Annotated in this window: 13 protein-coding genes; 5 read left to right on the forward strand and 8 right to left on the reverse strand. The window is 69.6% G+C overall.

The annotated features are described in order from the left end of the window. Positions 1 to 7 precede the first annotated feature (7 nt). Genes ABEG18_RS07700 through soxA form a run of 3 tightly spaced genes read left to right on the forward strand, consistent with a single transcriptional unit; the run spans position 8 to position 1594 of the window. A complete protein-coding gene (locus ABEG18_RS07700) occupies positions 8 to 475 on the forward strand; it encodes a thiosulfate oxidation carrier protein SoxY (RefSeq protein ID WP_406857488.1) in 468 nt (155 codons plus the stop codon). A gap of 1 nt (position 476) precedes the next feature. Continuing rightward, positions 477 to 800, forward strand: a complete 324-nt coding sequence (gene soxZ, locus ABEG18_RS07705) for a thiosulfate oxidation carrier complex protein SoxZ (protein WP_406857489.1) — start codon at positions 477 to 479, stop codon at positions 798 to 800. Continuing rightward, complete coding sequence (gene soxA, locus ABEG18_RS07710) at positions 800 to 1594, forward strand: sulfur oxidation c-type cytochrome SoxA (protein ID WP_406857490.1); 795 nt, start codon at positions 800 to 802, stop codon at positions 1592 to 1594. Before soxZ ends, soxA begins: the two co-directional genes overlap by 1 nt. A 9-nt stretch (positions 1595 to 1603) precedes the next feature. Here the strand turns inward: soxA and ABEG18_RS07715 are convergent, their stop codons facing one another. Further along, on the reverse strand, positions 1604 to 2950 hold the full coding sequence (locus ABEG18_RS07715; RefSeq protein WP_406857491.1) for an Nramp family divalent metal transporter: 1347 nt from the start codon (positions 2948 to 2950) through the stop codon (positions 1604 to 1606). A gap of 409 nt (positions 2951 to 3359) precedes the next feature. Between ABEG18_RS07715 and ilvD the strand changes: the two genes are divergently transcribed. Together ilvD and ABEG18_RS07725 are read left to right on the forward strand one after the other, a co-directional pair. Then, positions 3360 to 5090, forward strand: coding sequence for a dihydroxy-acid dehydratase (ilvD, locus tag ABEG18_RS07720; RefSeq protein WP_406857492.1), 1731 nt, complete (start codon positions 3360 to 3362; stop codon positions 5088 to 5090). Continuing rightward, positions 5077 to 5904, forward strand: a complete 828-nt coding sequence (locus ABEG18_RS07725; RefSeq protein WP_406857493.1) for a tetratricopeptide repeat protein — start codon at positions 5077 to 5079, stop codon at positions 5902 to 5904. Before ilvD ends, ABEG18_RS07725 begins: the two co-directional genes overlap by 14 nt. Before the next feature lie 40 nt (positions 5905 to 5944). Here the strand turns inward: ABEG18_RS07725 and xth are convergent, their stop codons facing one another. The 7 genes from xth to ABEG18_RS07760 all read right to left on the reverse strand — a co-directional run bounded on the left by xth (position 5945) and on the right by ABEG18_RS07760 (position 15251). Beyond that, positions 5945 to 6724 (reverse strand): exodeoxyribonuclease III, encoded by a 780-nt coding sequence (gene xth / locus ABEG18_RS07730; RefSeq protein ID WP_406857494.1) that lies wholly within the window; start codon positions 6722 to 6724, stop codon positions 5945 to 5947. Between the two features lie 70 nt (positions 6725 to 6794). After that, positions 6795 to 8897 carry an ATP-dependent DNA helicase RecG gene (gene recG, locus ABEG18_RS07735; protein ID WP_406857495.1) on the reverse strand — a complete coding sequence of 701 codons (2103 nt, stop codon included), beginning with the start codon at positions 8895 to 8897 and terminating at the stop codon, positions 6795 to 6797. A 162-nt stretch (positions 8898 to 9059) separates the two neighbouring features. After that, the gene (locus tag ABEG18_RS07740; RefSeq protein WP_406857496.1) at positions 9060 to 9779 is read right to left on the reverse strand and encodes a DUF1028 domain-containing protein; all 720 of its coding nucleotides are present in this window, start codon (positions 9777 to 9779) and stop codon (positions 9060 to 9062) included. A gap of 27 nt (positions 9780 to 9806) precedes the next feature. Then, entirely contained in the window at positions 9807 to 11600 is a 1794-nt protein-coding gene (locus ABEG18_RS07745; RefSeq protein WP_406857497.1) for a gamma-glutamyltransferase family protein, read from the reverse strand. Positions 11601 to 11690: 90 nt separating this feature from the next. Beyond that, positions 11691 to 12566, reverse strand: a complete 876-nt coding sequence (locus ABEG18_RS07750) for an ABC transporter permease (RefSeq protein WP_406857498.1) — start codon at positions 12564 to 12566, stop codon at positions 11691 to 11693. After that, positions 12566 to 13510 carry an ABC transporter permease gene (locus ABEG18_RS07755; RefSeq protein ID WP_406857499.1) on the reverse strand — a complete coding sequence of 315 codons (945 nt, stop codon included), beginning with the start codon at positions 13508 to 13510 and terminating at the stop codon, positions 12566 to 12568. The genes ABEG18_RS07750 and ABEG18_RS07755 overlap by 1 nt, the downstream gene beginning before the upstream one ends. Positions 13511 to 13748: 238 nt before the next feature. Continuing rightward, positions 13749 to 15251, reverse strand: coding sequence for an ABC transporter substrate-binding protein (locus tag ABEG18_RS07760; RefSeq protein WP_406858562.1), 1503 nt, complete (start codon positions 15249 to 15251; stop codon positions 13749 to 13751). Positions 15252 to 15255: the final 4 nt, after the last annotated feature.

Genomic DNA, 15255 nt, shown 5'->3' on the forward strand with positions numbered 1-15255 from the left:
AGCGACCATGACCGATAGGCCCCGCGCGCCGACCCTGACCCGCCGCGACGTCCTGGCCGGCGCCTGCGGCGTCGCGGCCTGCGCGTGGGCGCGGCCGACGCGGGCGACGCCCGCCGCCATGGAGGCCGCCATCCAGGCGTTCACCGGCGGCGCCCCGACCGTGGCCGGCGGCCTCCTCCTGGAGATCCCGCCGCTGGTGGAGAACGGCAACGCCGTGCCGCTGACCGTCCGGGCCGAAAGCGCGATGGCGGGCGATGACATCGTGAAGGCGATTGCGGTGTTCAACGAGCGCAATCCGCAGCCCCATGTGGCGGTGTTCCGGTTCTCCGGCCTGTCCGGCCGGGCGGCGGCGTCGACCCGCATCAGGCTGGGCGACTCGCAGATCATCACCGCGGTGGCCGCCATGGCGGACGGCTCGTTCCGGACGGCGAGCGCCGAGCTGGTCGTGACCCTTCCGGCCTGCGTGGAGAACTGAGATGGCGCGCGCGCTCGTCAGCGTCCCGGCCCGGGCCAAGCGGGGCGAAGTCGTCGAGATCAAGGCCCTGATCTCGCATCCCATGGAGACGGGCTATCGGACCGGGCCGGACGGAAAGCTGGTGCCGCGTGACATCATCCACCGCTTCCTGTGCACCTTCGAGGGCGAGGAGGTGTTCAGCGCCGATCTGGCGCCCGCGATCTCGGCCAACCCGTTCCTCAGCTTCACCCTGCGGGCCGAGCGCAGCGGCGTCCTGACCTTCCGCTGGCTCGACGACAAGGGCGGCGGGCAGGTCGAGACGGCCTCCCTGGTCGTGGACGGCTGATGGCGAACGCCGGGAGGAGCGCGTTCCTCGCCGCCGCCGGACTGCTCGCGGCTTTCGGCGCGACGCTCCCCTCCGCCGCCCAGCAGGCGGCCGATCCGGGACGGCGGACCGGCTTCGACGTCATGAGCCCGCAGACCCAGGCCATGCAGCGCGACGACGCCGCCAATCCCGGCATGCTCTGGGCGCTGGAAGGCGACGCGCTGTGGCGCGCCCCGGCGGGCGACGCCGGGCGGTCCTGCGCGGCGTGCCACGGCGAGCCGGCGTCCATGACGGGCGTCTCGGCGCGCTACCCCGCCTGGAGCGAGGCGGCGGGCAGGCCGGTGGACCTGCAGACGCGGATCAATCTGTGTCGCGTCGATCGCCAGAACGCGCCGCCCTTCGCTCTGGAGTCGCGCGAGCTGCTCGCGCTGGCGACGCTGGTCGGGCGTCAGTCCCGCGGGCTTCCCGTATCGCCGCCGCAGGATGCGAGGCTCACCCCCATCCGTCAGGCGGGCGCGGATCTCTACGCGCGGCGACAGGGCCAGCTCGACCTGTCCTGCGCCGACTGCCATGACGCGCATGTGGGAGGGCGGCTCGGCGGCAGCGTCATCCCTCCCGCAACGCCCACCGGCTATCCGCTCTACCGGCTCGAATGGCAGGACCTCGGTTCGTTGCAACGGCGCCTGCGCAATTGCCTGACCGGGATGCGGGCCGAGCCCTATCCGTTCGGCGCGCCCGAATATGTCGCGCTCGAAGCCTTCCTGGCCGAGCGGGCCCAGGGCCTCCCGGTGGAGACTCCGGCCGTGCGGCCCTGAGGCTCAGCGTCAGCCCTGCACGAAGTCGTAGATCAGCTTCATGTTGAGCGCGACGATCACGGCGGCGATAACGGCCGCGCTCAGGGTCATCCAGAGCGGGGCGACCAGGGCGCCGAGCTTGCGGCGCGAGGCCGTGAACGTCACCAGCGGGACCACCGCGAAGGGAAGCTGCAGGCCGAGCACGACCTGCGACAGGATCAGCAGCTTGCTGGTGCCGGCCTCGCCGTACCAGATCGTCACCACCGCGGCCGGCACGATCGCGATGGCGCGCGTCACCAGGCGGCGCAGCCACTGGGGCAGGCGGATGGACAGGAAGCCTTCCATCACGATCTGCCCCGCCAGCGTCGCCGTGACCGTGGAGTTCAGGCCGCAGCCGATGAGCGCGATGGCGAAGAGGCTGGGCGCGAGGGCGCTTCCGAGCAGGGGGCTGAGCAGCGCGTGGGCCTCGCCCAGTTCGGCCACCTCGTGCCGGCCCGTGGCGTGGAACGCTGCGGCCGCCAGGATCAGAATGGAGGCGTTGATGGTGAGGGCGAACATCAGCGCCAGCGTCGAGTCGATCGTCGCGAAGAGCAGCGCCTCGCGCTTTTCCGGCAGGGTGACGCCATAGGCCCGGGTCTGCACGATCCCGGAATGCAGATAGAGGTTATGCGGCATCACGGTCGCGCCGATGATGCCGAGCGCCAGATAGAGCATGTCCGGGTTGGTGACAAGATCGGTCGTGGGAGCGAAGCCGCGCACCACCGCGCCCCAGTCGGGATGGGCCATGACGATCTGCAGGCCGAAGCAGGCGGCGATGATGGCCAGGACCGCGACGATGAAGGCTTCCACCACGCGAAAGCCGACGCGCTGCAGATACAGGATCAGGAAGACGTCGAGCGAGGTCAGGAGAACGCCGAGCTCCAGCGGGATTCCGAACAGCAGGTTGAGCCCAATGGCCGTGCCGATGACTTCGGCGAGGTCGGTCGCCACGATGGCCAGCTCGGCCAGGAGCCAGAGCGCCCAGGCGACCGGGCGTGGATAGGCGTCCCGGCAGGCCTGCGCGAGGTCGCGGCCCGCCCCGATGGCGAGGCGCGCGGCGAGCGCCTGCAGCACGATCGCCATGACGTTGGAGAGCAGCGCCACGAACAGGAGCGCGTAGCCGAAGCGCGACCCACCGGCCAGCGACGTGGCCCAGTTGCCCGGATCCATGTAGCCGACGGCGACAAGATAGCCCGGTCCCATGAAGGCGAAGAGCCGGCGCCAAAGGGAGCCGCCCGCCTGCACCGACACGCTGGCGTGGACGTCCGACAGCGACGCATCGCCCCGGGCTGATCGCCAGTCGCCCTCCGTTTCCAGGCCCGGGACGCGTTGATCCATCGTCTGCTTCCTCGTTCCCCCTGCGGCAACGTGAGAAGGATGGGTTAGTTGCAAATGATTTGCAAGTGCATGAACTGTCGCGGACCGGCTCTCGCCTTGTCGCCCCCCAGGCACGCGGCTGCAACCTGGGGTGGGGCTTCGGCGCCACATTTGTTGCGGCCCAGCCACAGTCACAATGCAATCGGATGACTCCATCGGCTCGCTGCAGATGCGCCAAGAAGCCGCCATAAACCGAGCGAGAATGCATGGGCCTGCAATGGACTGATAATCCATCGTTTTTTGCAGCTTGGAGGCTGTTAACCGGCTTGCGTTAAGTTCGGGACGGTTAATTTCAGGAAGTTGCTTGGTTGCTCATACGCGTGGCACACAACCGGTGTTTCACCGGCCAAGGGGGCAGGCGGGTCTGAACATGGACGAGCGGGTCGTCGACAAGTCCAAACTGCCGAGCCGGCACGTGACCGAGGGGCCCGAGCGCGCGCCCCATCGCTCCTATTACTACGCCATGGGGCTGACCCGGCACCAGATCCACCAGCCCTTCGTCGGGGTCGCCTCGTGCTGGAACGAGGCCGCTCCCTGCAACATCTCCCTGATGCGTCAGGCGCAGGCGGTGAAGAAGGGCGTCGCGGCCGCAGGCGGCACGCCGCGCGAGTTCTGCACCATCACGGTGACGGACGGCATCGCCATGGGCCACCAGGGCATGAAGTCCTCGCTGGTGTCGCGCGACGTGATCGCCGACTCCGTCGAACTCACCATGCGCGGTCACTGCTACGACGCCCTGGTCGGGCTGGCGGGCTGCGACAAGTCGCTGCCCGGCATGATGATGGCGATGGTGCGCCTGAACGTGCCCTCCATCTTCATCTATGGCGGCTCCATCCTGCCCGGCTCCTTCAAGGGCCAGCCCGTCACCGTGCAGGACGTGTTCGAGGCGGTCGGCAAGCATTCCGTCGGCGCGATGTCGGACGAGGACCTCGAGGAGCTCGAAGAGCACGCCTGTCCGTCGGCCGGCGCCTGCGGGGCGCAGTTCACCGCCAACACGATGGCGACCGTGTCGGAGGCGATCGGCCTGGCCTTGCCCTATTCGGCGGGCGCGCCCGCGCCCTACGAGATCCGCGACAGTTTCTGCATGACCGCCGGCGAGATGGTCATGGAGCTGATCGCCAAGCAGATCCGCCCGCGCGACATCGTCACCCGCAAGGCGCTGGAGAACGCCGCCACCGTGGTCGCGGCGTCCGGCGGCTCCACCAACGGGGCGCTGCATCTGCCCGCCATCGCGCATGAGTGCGGCATCGACTTCGACCTGTTCGACGTCGCCGAGATCTTCAAGCGCACCCCCTACATCGCCGACCTGAAGCCCGGCGGCCGCTACGTCGCCAAGGACATGTTCGAGGTCGGCGGCATTCCGCTTATGATGAAGACGCTGCTGGACCATGGCTTCCTGCATGGCGACTGCATGACCGTCACCGGGCGGACCATCGCCGAGAACATGGCCTCGGTGAAGTGGAACCCGGACCAGGACGTGGTCTTCCCCGCCGACCGGCCGATCACCGCGACCGGCGGCGTCGTCGGCCTGCGCGGCAACCTCGCCCCGGAGGGCGCGATCGTGAAGGTCGCCGGAATGCCGCCCGAGAGGCAGGTGTTCTCCGGCCCGGCGCGCTGCTTCGACACCGAGGAAGAGTGCTTCGCGGCGGTGAAGAACCGCGACTACCGGGAAGGCGACGTGCTGGTCATCCGCTACGAGGGCCCGCGCGGCGGGCCCGGCATGCGCGAGATGCTGGCCACGACGGCCGCGCTTTACGGCCAGGGGATGGGCGACAAGGTCGCCCTGATCACGGACGGCCGGTTCTCGGGCGCCACCCGCGGCTTCTGCATCGGCCATGTCGGGCCGGAGGCGGCGGTCGGCGGCCCGATCGCACTGTTGCAGGACGGCGACATTATCTCGATGAACGCCATTGAAGGCTCCCTCACGGTGGATTGTTCCGACGAGGAACTCGCCCGCCGCAAAAAGGACTGGAAGCCGCGCGAGACGGACTACGGCTCGGGCGCGCTGTGGAAATACGCCCAGACGGTGGGATCCGCCAAGAATGGCGCGGTCACACATCCGGGCGGCAAGGGCGAAAAGCACAGCTATGCGGATCAGTAATTCCCTGCGGTCGGGCCTCGCGGCGGCGGGCTTCATGCTCGCCTGCGCGCCCGCCTGGGCCTTGGACGCGAAGGTCCAGGGACAGGTGACGGCCGCCATTCCGCTCGACGCCTTCAAGTCGACCCGGGACGCGCTCAAGTCCGGCGTGAAGGACTACAACGCCGGCGACAAGGCGGGCGCGGTGAAGGCGCTGGAATACGCCGCCCAGCAGGGCCACGCCCTGGCGCGCTGGAAGCTCGGCCGCATGTATGCGGATGGCGACGGCGTCCCGCAGAACGACCTCAAGGCCTTCGAATATTTCTCCCGCATCGCAGACGAGAACGCCGACGAAAGCCCCGATTCGGCCAACGCCCGGGTCGTGGCGACGGCCTTCGTGGCGCTTGGCTCCTATTATCTGGACGGCATCGCCAACACCTATGTGAAGCCCAACAGCGCCCGCGCCCGCGACATGTTCCAATATGCGGCGACGTATTTCGGCGACCCCGACGCGCAGTACAACCTGGCCCGGATGAACATCGACGGGCAGGGCGGCGCCAAGGATCCGCGCCAGGCGATCCGGTGGCTGTCGCTGGCCGCCGACAAGGGCCACGTGCCCGCCCAGGCCCTGCTCGGCCATCTGCTCTTCGCCGGCGAGGCGGGAGCGCGGCAGAAGGCGCGCGGCCTGATGTGGCTGACCATCGCGCGCGACGCCGCCAACCCCGAGCACGACGCGTGGATCCTCGAACTTCACGACAAGGCCTTCGCCGAAGCCGCCGACACGGACCGGCAGGCCGCCATGGCGTATCTCGAGCAGCAGATCCGCCGGCGGCCCTAAACGCCTGAAATCGCGAACGAACCGGCCGTCGGCTGCGGCCCTAGAGGGCGAGGTCGACGCGGATCGGCACGTGGTCCGAGGGCTTCTCCCAGGCGCGGACCTGCTTGTCGATCACGCAGGTCTGCAGCCGGTCCGCCGCCTGCGGCGAGAGCAGCAGGTGGTCGATCCGGATGCCGTGGTTCTTTTGCCAGGCGCCCGCCTGATAGTCCCAGAACGTGTATTGCCCGTCCCGGTCGTCGCAGGCCCGGAACGCGTCCGTGAAGCCCAGCGCGAGCAGCTCGCGGAACCGCTCGCGCGTGCGCGGCAGGAACAGCGCGTCGCCGGCCCAGGCCGCCGGATTGTGCACGTCGCGCGGGGTCGGGATGACGTTGTAGTCGCCCGCCAGGACGAGCGGCTCCTCCAGGGCCAGCAGGGACGCCGCGTGCGCGGTGAGGCGGTCCATCCAGGCGAGCTTGTAGTCGTATTTCTCGGTCAGCGGCGGGTTGCCGTTGGGCAGGTAGATCGACGCGACCCGCACCGCGCCCGTGTCGGTCGGGATCTCGGCCTCGATGTAGCGCGACTGCGTATCCTCGTCGTCGCCCGGCAGGCCTCGCATGACCTCGAAGGGCCGCTTCGACAGGATCGCGACGCCGTTATAGGATTTTTGGCCGTGGGTCGCGACGTTGTAGCCCAGCGCCTCCACGTCCGTCGTCGGGAACGCCTCGTCGAGGCATTTGATCTCCTGCAGGCAGACCACGTCCGGCTCGGCCTGTTTCAGCCAGGCGAGCAGGTGCTCCAGCCGGGCCTTCACCGAATTGACGTTCCAGGAAGCGATGCGCATGAGGGACTCCGGCGGGATGGCGGGAAACTAGGGCCCGGAGCCCGGGTCTGCAAAGGATTTCCGGGGCTTCTCAACCGGCGCGGATCAGCCGGATGGCGGCGTCGCGCTCGAAGAGGTAGAGCAGCGCCCGCAGCGCCTGGCCCCGGTCTCCGGCGAGGTCCGGATCGGTGGCGAGCACGAGCTTGGCGTCGTCGCGCGCCGCCTGGAGCAGTTCGCCGTGCTTTTCCGGGACGGCCAGGCGGAAGCCCGGCATGCCGGACTGCCGCGTGCCCAGCACGTCGCCTTCGCCGCGAAGCTTCAGGTCCTCCTCGGCGATCTCGAAGCCGTCCTCGGTCCGCCGCATGGTCTCCAGCCGCGCCTTCGCGACCTCGCCGAGCGGCGCCTTGTAGAGGAGCAGGCAGCTGGATTTGCCGCTGCCGCGCCCGACGCGGCCCCTGAGCTGGTGAAGCTGGGCGAGGCCGAAACGCTCGGCGTGCTCGATGACGATGATGGTGGCCTCCGGCACGTCCACCCCCACCTCGATGACGGTCGTCGCCACCAGGATGGCGGTCTCGCCCGCCGCGAAGGCCGCCATGGCGGCGTCCTTGTCCTTGCCCTTCATCTGGCCGTGCACCAGGCCCACGCGCGCGCCGAAGATCTGGGTGAGCGTCTCGAAGCGCTCCTGCGCGGCGGCGACGTCGAGCTCCTCGTTCTCCTCCACCAGCGGACAGACCCAATAGGCCCGCGCCCCCGAGGCGATCGCCCGGCCCACCCCGGACACGACCTCGTCGAGCCGGTCCAGCGAGACGACCCGGGTGTCGATCGGTTGGCGCCCGGCCGGCTTCTCGCGCAGGACCGAGACGTCCATGTCGCCGAAATAGGACAGCACGAGCGTCCGCGGGATCGGGGTCGCGGTCATGACCAGCACGTCCACGGCCTCGCCCTTGCGCGACAGGGCGAGCCGCTGGTGCACGCCGAAGCGATGCTGCTCGTCCACCACCGCCATGCCGAGGTCGGAGAAGGCGACGTCCTCCTGGAACAGCGCGTGAGTGCCGAACAGGATGTCGACGTCCCCCGACGCGAGGCCCTCCAGCACCGCGCGCCGGCCGGCGCCCTTGTCGCGCCCCGTCAGCAGCGCAGCGCGAAGGCCCGCCGCTTCCGCCAGCGGCCGCAGCTTCTCGTAATGCTGGCGGGCCAGGATCTCGGTCGGCGCCATCAGGGCGGCCTGGCGGCCCGCTTCGACGACGGTCGCCATCGCGATCAGGGCCACGACGGTCTTGCCCGAGCCGACATCGCCCTGAAGCAGCCGCAGCATGCGCTCGGGCGCGGCGAGGTCCTTGCGGATGTCGGCGATGGCGGCGGTCTGGGCGCCGGTGAGCCCGAAGGGAAGCGACCGGATGAGACGCTCCGCGATGCGGCCGTTGCCGGCCTGGGACCGTCCCGCCGCCTTCTTCATGTGCTGGCGCGCCAGCAGCAGCGCGAGCTGGCTGGCCAGGAGCTCGTCATAGGCGAGGCGGATGCGGGCCGGCGCGTCGGGAGCCAGGGCGGCGGCCGCGGACGGATGATGCAGGGCGCGCAGGGCGTCGGCGAAGGACGGCGACTTGCGCGACCGCAGCCAGGCCGCGTCCTGCCACTCCGGCAGGGTCGGGATGCGCTCCACCGCCGCGCCGGCCGCCTTGGCGATGCTGCGCGGACCAAGCCCGGCCGTCAGGCCGTAGACCGGCTCGAAAGGCGGCATGGTTTCGACGGCGGCGGCGTCGAGCACCCTGTCGGGGTGCACCATCTGCCGGCGGCCGTCCCACATCTCGATGCGGCCAGACACCCACCGCTTCTCGCCGAGCGGCAGAAGCGCCTCCATGCGGCGGGCCGAGGCGTTGAAGAAGACCAGCGCGATGTCGCCGCTGTCGTCGCTGACCACCACGCGGTAGGGCGCGTTGCGGCGGTTCGGGGGACCGGGCCGATGCTCGTCCACCCTGACCTCCAGGGTGACGATGGCGTCCAGCGGCGCGTCCGCGATGCGGGGGCGGGCGCTGCGGTCAATGACGCCATGCGGCAGATGGAACAGGAGGTCGACGACGCGCGCGGGCCTGCCGGGCTCGCCCAGCAGCGTGTCGTAGAGCGGCGCCATCTTCGGTCCGACGCCGGGCAGCGCGGTGACGGGCGCGAAGAGCGGGTTCAGGAGGGCAGGGCGCATGGACGATTCGCAGCCGCAAGGACGCGCAGCATACACGCGACCGCTGGCGGAGGCCCGGCGCTAGGCCATGCTGTGTTTCGATGAAAGCGCAGCATGGCCTGGGTTTATGGGGTGTCGCATGCTTCGTGCGAAAGCCCGGATTCCACCTGTTCGCAGCATGCTTTAGGCCTTGCCGGCGCGGGCGGCCTGGAACTCCTCGACCATGCGGTCGATCGCGGGACGGCTGGTCACGCCGGCCGGGTTCGCGCGCGTCGCGAAGGCGCCCGAGAACGGGATGTAGCGCTCATGCGCCACCGTCCAGAGCCGCCGCAGCTCGGCGAGGGGATCGGGATGGTCGTCCACCCGCATGTCGAGGATGGGGTATTCCTCGGTGGTCCAGACCTTGAGCGCGGCGGATTGCTTGCCCCGCTTGTCGCCCCCGGCCGCCTCGCCGGCCTCCAGCGCCAGGATCAGCCGCTCTGCCAGCGGCCGGTCGCCATGGGCCTGGTAGGCGGCGAGCGTGTCGGCGACCACGGCCGGGCCGGCCAGCATGTTGCCCGCCACCGAGACGTTCTCGGCGATGAGGTGCCCGCACCAGTCGACGCAGGCGGGGCCGGTCCAGGCGGCGTTCCGGCCCTCCCGGTCGATCACGTGCAGCTGGCGCTGGTCCCGGCCGTCGTCGTGACCGGTGAGCGCGGCCACGATGTGCTCGGCGTGGATGCCGTCGGCGAGCATGCGCAGGCCCTTGTAGCCGTAGAGAGGGTTGATGAGGGCCTGCGTGGCGAGGGCGCCGACGCCTCCGCCGCCGACGGGGCAGAGCGCCCCCACGGCGAAGAAGCGGGTGGCGACCGCGACGGCGAAGTGTCCGGTCTGCGGATCCTTGGCGACGATGGACCAGGTCATGTCAGCTCCAGAGGGGGGCGGGGGCGCTCAGCGCCCGATCGCGTAGGCCTGCATGAGGCGCGGCGTCGCGGCGGCCTTGAGCACGCCGTCGGCGCCCTTTTCGGCCGCCGTCAGGCGCCCCACCGTCCAGGGCTCGGCGACCTCCACGTCGTGGCCGCGCCGGCGCAGCTCGGCGATGGTGGCCTCGCCCACGCTGGACTCCACCATCAGGTGGCCGGGCCTCGACTCGCGCGGGTAGAAGGAGGACGGGAAGTGCCCCGTGTGGAATAGCGGCAGGTCGATCGCCTCCTGCAGGTTGAGGCCGTGATGCACCCGGCGCAGGAACAGCGATAGCTGCCACTGGTCCTGCTGGTCGCCGCCCGGCGTGCCGAAGACGAGCGTCGGGACGCCGTCCTTCAGCGCCAGCGACGGCGTCAGCGTGGTGCGCGGGCGCTTGCCGGGCGCGAGACTGGTCGGCAGGCCGGGCTCGAGCCAGAACATCTGCGCGCGCGAGTTGAGCGGGAAGCCGAGCTCCGGAATCACCGGCGAGGATTGCAGCCAGCCGCCCGACGGCGTGGCCGAGATCATGTTGCCGTGCCGGTCGATGACGTCGATGTGGACGGTGTCGCCGCGCTTGGCCGTCTTGAGATGGGCCATGGTCGGCTCGCCGGCCCCGACGCCGGTGCCCTGGTGGCGGCGGCGCGACAGGTTCTCCAGCGTATGGCGCACCTGCTCCTCAAAGCCGGGCAGCACCGAGGGGCGCAGCTCGCGGGACGCCGTATCGCCGATGAGCTTCCGGCGTTCGGCCGCGTGCGCTTCTGAGAGGAGCTGCTCGATCGGGACCTCGCAGAAATCCGGGTCGCCGTAGTAGACCTCGCGGTCCGCATAGGCGAGCTTCATCGCCTCGGCGACGAGGTGGATGTAGTCCGCCCCTGCCGGGTCGAGGCTGGCGATGTCGAACCCTTTCAGGATCGACAGCGACTGCAGCAGCGCCGGTCCCTGGCCCCAGGGGCGCTGCTTGCACACCGTCCAGCCGTGATAGTCGTAGGTCTGCGGCGCGTCGAAGCTGGCCTGCCAGCCGGCGAGGTCCTGGCCGGTGAGGACGGCGCCGTTCTTCTGGCCGCTGGCGTCCATCACCTCGGTGGTGCGGCAGAAGCGGTCGATCGCCTCCGCCACGAAGCCCTTCATGAAGGCGTGGCGCGCCGCCTCGATCTGCCGGACGCGGTCGCCGCCAGCCGCCTCGGCTTCGTCCAGGATGCGCTGATAGGTGGCGGCCAGCACGGGATTGCGGAACAGCGAGCGGGGCTCGGGGACCTTGCCGCCCGGGGTCCAGGTCGCCGCGGAGGTCGGCCAATCCTTGGCGAAGAACTCGGCCTGGGCGGCGATGCCGTCGCAGACGCGCGGCAGGATCGGGTGGCCGTCGCGGGCGTAGCCGATCGCCGGACCCAGGATGTCGCGCAGCGGCAGGGATCCGTGCTCGCGCAGCAGCAGCATCCAGCCGTCGAACGCGCCCGGGATGACGGTGGCCAGCAGGCCGGAGCCGGGGATCAGGTCGAGGCCGCGCGCCTTGTAGGCCTCGATGGTCGCGCCGGCGGGCGTCACGCCCTGGCTGCAGAGCACCTCCACCTTCCCGGTGCGGGCCGAATAGAACACCGCCGGCGCCTCCCCGGCCGGGCCGCACAGATGCGGCTCGACGATCTGCAGCACGAACCCGGCCGCCGCGCAGGCGTCAAAGGCGTTTCCGCCCTTCTCGAGGATCGCCATGCCGACGGCGGAGGCGATCCAATGCGTCGACGTGATGACGCCGAAGGTGCCCTGGATCTCGGGACGGGTGGTGAACATGGGCCTTCGCCTTCTTGTGCGCGGGAGGAGATCGGGATCGATCCGCCGAAGCTGCGCAGGCGCCTCGGCGGACCCGTTCAGGTCGAAGCGTCAGGTCTCGCGAGGGTCGAGCGCGTCGCGCAGGCCGTCGCCCAGGAGGTTGAAGCCGAGCACGGTCATGAAGATGCCGACCCCGGGGAACATCGACATCCACCACTGCCCCTGCTGCAGGAAGTTCTTGCCCGTGTTGAGCATCGCGCCCCAGCTCGGGGCTGGCGGCTGCTGGCCCAGCCCGAGGAAGGACAGGCTCGCCTCGGCGATGATCGCCTGGGCGATGATCAGCGTCGCCTGCACCAGGATGGGGGCGAAGATGTTGGGGATGACGTAGCGCGCCAGGATCCACCGGTCTGGCAGGCCGATGGCGCGGGCTCCCTCGACATAGTCCTCCGTCTTCACCGCCAGCGTCTGCGCGCGGGTGAGCCGGGTGAAGATCGGCGCGGCCGCGATGCCGATCGCGATCATGGCGTTGGTCAGGCTCGCGCCCAGCACGCTGCCCAGCGCGATGGCCAGGATCAGGAACGGGCAGGCCAGCATCGCCTCCGTGCAGCGCGAGATCACGGCGTCGATCCAGCCGCCGAAATAGCCGGCGGCCAGGCCGAGCGGCCCGCCGATGGAGACCGCGATCGTGACCGAGACGATGCCCGCCAGCAGCGACGCCCGCGCGCCGTAGACCACCCGCGCCAGCACGTCGCGGCCGAGGTCGTCGGTGCCGAACCAGTGCGCCCAGGACGGGGCCTTGCGCACCAGCGACCAGGACGTCTTGATCGGATCGTCCGCCAGCACATACGGGCCGAGGAACGCGATCAGCGCGAAGGCGACGACCACGGTCCCGCCGATCAGCGCGGAGCGGTTGCGCAGGAGCTTGCCCCAGACCCGGCTTCGCGGCGCCGGGATGGCCTGTTCGGCCGTGTCGAGCGCGATGGTCATCAGCGCACCTTCAGCCTGGGATTGAGCACCACGTAGAGCACGTCGGCCAGCAGGTTGAGGCCGATATAGCCGATCGCGGTGCACAGGACGACGCCCTGCACGACCGCGTAGTCGCGGTTGAACACGGCGTCGACGATGAGCTTGCCGAAGCCCGGGATCGTGAAGATCTGCTCGGTCAGCACCGCGCCGGCCAGCAGCTCGCCGAACAGCAGCGTGCCGATGGTCACGACCGGGATCAGCGCGTTGCGCAGCGCGTGCTTGAGGATCACGCGCGGCTCCAGCAGTCCCTTGGCGCGGGCGGTGCGCACATAGTCCTGCCGCAACACCCCCAGCATGGCGCTTCGGGTGTGGCGCATCATCGATGCGGCGAGCGCGTTGCCGAGCACGAAGGCCGGCATGATCATCGTCTTCAGGTTCTGCGACACGCTCTCGCTCAGCGGCGTGTAGCCGGACGCCGGCAGCCAGTTCAGCTGCACCGAGATCAGGAAAATCAGCAGGATGCCGAGGAAGAAGTTGGGGATGGAGAGCCCCCACAGCGCGACGGCGGTCGCCCCGTAGTCCCACGCCGTGCCCTTGCGCACGGCGGCCATCACGCCGGCCGGGATGCCGATCAGGATGGCGAAGCTCATCGCCATGGCGGCGAGCTGCAGGGTGACGGGCAGCTTGTCCTTGATCAACGCCAGCACCGGCACATTGGTGCGCAGCGAGACCCCGAGATTGCCCTGCAGGGCCTGGCCCGCCCAGGCGAGGTACTGGATCGGGAGAGGGTCGTTGAGATGGTACTTCTCGCGCAGGAGCTCGATCACCGCCGGATCGCGCTCCTCGCCCGCCAGCACCAGGATGGGATCGCCCGGCAGCAGCTTTTGCAGCGTGAAGACGAAGATCGACACCAGGATGATGGTCGGGATCGCGATGAGAATGCGCCGCCCGATGAAGCTCAGCATGGACGACGCCTCGCGGATAACGGATCGACCGAACCCTCGCCGTCATCCCCGGCCGGCGCCGCGAACCGGCGCAGGGGAAGGGGATCCGGCAGCCGGGCGCCTGGCCGCGAAACGCAAGCGAGGCCGTGAACGGCATCCTGGTCCTGGCCCGCTGCGCAGGCCGCCGGGGATGACGGCGAGTTGGCGATCATCATACCTGCCCTGGTGGGGCGCGCCCCTGTGGGGGCGCGCCGCGGCCTCACGACTTCTTCACGTTCTCGAGGCGGATCATGCCGTCCGGGTGGGGCTGGAAGCCGGTCAGCGACTTCTTCAGGCCCCAGATCCAGCTCTCGTGATAGATCGTGATCACCGGCAGGTCCTTGGCCAGGATCGCCTGCGCGGCGTCATAGCGCTTCTTGCGCTCGTTCTGGTCGGAGATGGTGCGCGCCTCGTCCAGCAGCTTGTCCACCTCCGGATTGCAGTACTTCCAGTCGTTCAGGTTGCCCTTGCAGGTCACGAAGGCGTGGATGTTGCCGTCCGGATCGGGCCGGCCCGACCAGCCATACTGGTTGGCTTCGAAGTTCCCCTTGGTGCCCTCGTTCAGCATGGTGGCGAACTCGGTCGCCCGCAGCTGGATGTCGAAGCCGGCCTCCGCCGCCATGGACTGGATCACCTGCATGACCGCCTGCGAGCGCGGGCTGTTGGACATGGTGACCTCGAACTTGACCGGCGTCTTCACGCCGGCCTCCTTCAGGAGCGCCTTGGCCTTCTCCACGTCGCGCTGCGGGATCGGGATCTGGGCGTTGTAGTAGAAGTTCTTGGGCGAGAAGTACTGGTTGCCGGGGCTGAACTGGCCCTCGAACACCACCTGGTTGATGGCGTCGCGATCCAGCGAGAGCTCTAGCGCCTGGCGCACGCGCTTGTCCTGGCCGATCGGCGTCTTGGCGCGGTCGGAATTGGCCAGGTTGACGTTGATCGCCTGGTAGCCGAGGCCCACGGCGGACGTTGTCGTCAGGTTCGCGTCGCCCTTGGCGGTCTTTACGTCGGTCGGCTCGAGGCGCTCGATGATGTCGAGATCGCCCGACCGGAGATTGGCGAGCCGGACGGTTGAGTCGGGGATCGGCAGATAGGTGATCTTGTCGAAGGAGAAGGCCTGCTTGTTCCAGTAGTCCTGGAACTTCTCCAGCACGATGCGGTCGTTCTGCACGCGCTCGACGAACTTGTAGGGCCCGGAGCAGACCGGCTTGGCGCCCAGATTGGCGCCGGCCTCCTTGGCGGCCTTGGGCGACACCATCATGCCGGCGCGATCCGAAAGCTGCGCCAGCACGGTCACGTCCGGCTGGCTCATGACCAGGCGGACGGTCATCGGATCGACGACCTCCACCTTCTCCACCGAGGCGATCTCGCTCTTGCGGCGGGATTCCGGCAGCGTCTTGGCGCGCTCGATGTTAAACTTGACGGCCTCGGCGTCAAAGGGCTCGCCGTCGTGGAACTTGACGCCGCTGCGCAGCTTGAACGTCAGCGACTTGTTGTCCGGCGCCCACTCCCACGACGTCGCCAGCCGCGGCGTGAATTTCAGGTCGGGCGAGACGTCCACGAGCTTGTCGCAGAGCGCCGTGAAGACGATGCGGCCGACGAAGGTGCGGGCCTGGTGGGGGTCCATGACGTCGGCGTCCTCGGCAAGGCCGACCCGCAGGGACTGCGCGAAGGCGCCGCCCGCGAAACCGGCGGTCGCGACCGTGAGCGCGGTCGCGCAGGCCAGGTGG

The organism is Alsobacter sp. KACC 23698 (genome assembly GCF_045348435.1).
Lineage (GTDB): Bacteria > Pseudomonadota > Alphaproteobacteria > Rhizobiales > Beijerinckiaceae > Alsobacter.

Bases quoted from the DNA above. Each gene is read 5' to 3' on its own strand.
- soxZ (WP_406857489.1), top strand. From the start codon at position 477: ATGGCGCGCGCGCTCGTCAGCGTCCCGGCCCGGGCCAAGCGGGGCGAA.
- ilvD (WP_406857492.1), top strand. From the start codon at position 3,360: ATGGACGAGCGGGTCGTCGACAAGTCCAAACTGCCGAGCCGGCACGTG.
- ABEG18_RS07755 (WP_406857499.1), bottom strand. From the start codon at position 13,510: ATGCTGAGCTTCATCGGGCGGCGCATTCTCATCGCGATCCCGACCATC.
- recG (WP_406857495.1), bottom strand. From the start codon at position 8,897: ATGCGCCCTGCCCTCCTGAACCCGCTCTTCGCGCCCGTCACCGCGCTG.
- xth (WP_406857494.1), bottom strand. From the start codon at position 6,724: ATGCGCATCGCTTCCTGGAACGTCAATTCGGTGAAGGCCCGGCTGGAG.
- ABEG18_RS07750 (WP_406857498.1), bottom strand. From the start codon at position 12,566: ATGACCATCGCGCTCGACACGGCCGAACAGGCCATCCCGGCGCCGCGA.
- ABEG18_RS07725 (WP_406857493.1), top strand. From the start codon at position 5,077: ATGCGGATCAGTAATTCCCTGCGGTCGGGCCTCGCGGCGGCGGGCTTC.
- ABEG18_RS07715 (WP_406857491.1), bottom strand. From the start codon at position 2,950: ATGGATCAACGCGTCCCGGGCCTGGAAACGGAGGGCGACTGGCGATCA.
- soxA (WP_406857490.1), top strand. From the start codon at position 800: ATGGCGAACGCCGGGAGGAGCGCGTTCCTCGCCGCCGCCGGACTGCTC.
- ABEG18_RS07700 (WP_406857488.1), top strand. From the start codon at position 8: ATGACCGATAGGCCCCGCGCGCCGACCCTGACCCGCCGCGACGTCCTG.
- ABEG18_RS07740 (WP_406857496.1), bottom strand. From the start codon at position 9,779: ATGACCTGGTCCATCGTCGCCAAGGATCCGCAGACCGGACACTTCGCC.
- ABEG18_RS07745 (WP_406857497.1), bottom strand. From the start codon at position 11,600: ATGTTCACCACCCGTCCCGAGATCCAGGGCACCTTCGGCGTCATCACG.